General features: G+C 64.8%; 1 protein-coding gene. It reads right to left on the bottom strand.

All coding sequences use genetic code 11. The features are described 5' to 3' along the window. Positions 1-659: FAD-dependent oxidoreductase (locus R7R24_RS27545; RefSeq protein ID WP_318120245.1), on the bottom strand; the 659-nt coding region annotated here is incomplete at both ends.

Below are 659 nucleotides of genomic sequence, written 5' to 3'. Positions count from 1 at the left end.
ACATAGACGAACTGCGGCTGGTCGGTGCAGTCGCCGGCCGCGTAGATGTTCGGGCTACTGGTGCGCATGCCCTTGTCGATGACGATGGCCCCCTGCGCATTGACGGCTACCCCCGCCGCTTCCAATGCCAGGCTGCGCGTGTTCGGTGTCCGGCCGGTGGCGACCAGCAGCTTGTCGGCGCGCAATTCACCGTGCGTGGTGGTCAGCACGAATTCACCGTCCATATGGGCGACCTGGCTGGCTTGCGTGTGCTCCAGCACCTCGATGCCCTCGGCACGGAAAGCGGCTGTCACCGCCTCGCCGATGGCCGGGTCTTCACGGAAGAACAAGGTATTGCGCGCCAGGGCCGTGACCTTGCTGCCCAGCCGGGCAAAGGCTTGCGCCAGCTCCAGCGCCACCACCGACGAGCCGATTACGGCAAGGCGTTCGGGAATGGTGTCGCTCGCCAGGGCCTCGGTGGAAGTCCAGTAGGGTGACTCTTTCAAGCCCGGAATCGGCGGGACCGCCGGGCTGGCACCCGTGGCGACCAGGCAGCGGTCGAACATCACGACGCGCTCGCCACCCTCGTTCAAACTAACGATAAGGCTCTGGTCGTCCTTGAAACGCGCTTCACCGTGCAGAACGGTGATGGCTGAATTGCCGTCCAGGATGCCTTCGTA

The sequence above is a fragment of the Vibrio sp. 704 genome, assembly GCF_033339295.1.
Note: the sequence above shows the minus strand (reverse complement) of the source record. Positions and strands in the feature narration are given on the sequence as shown.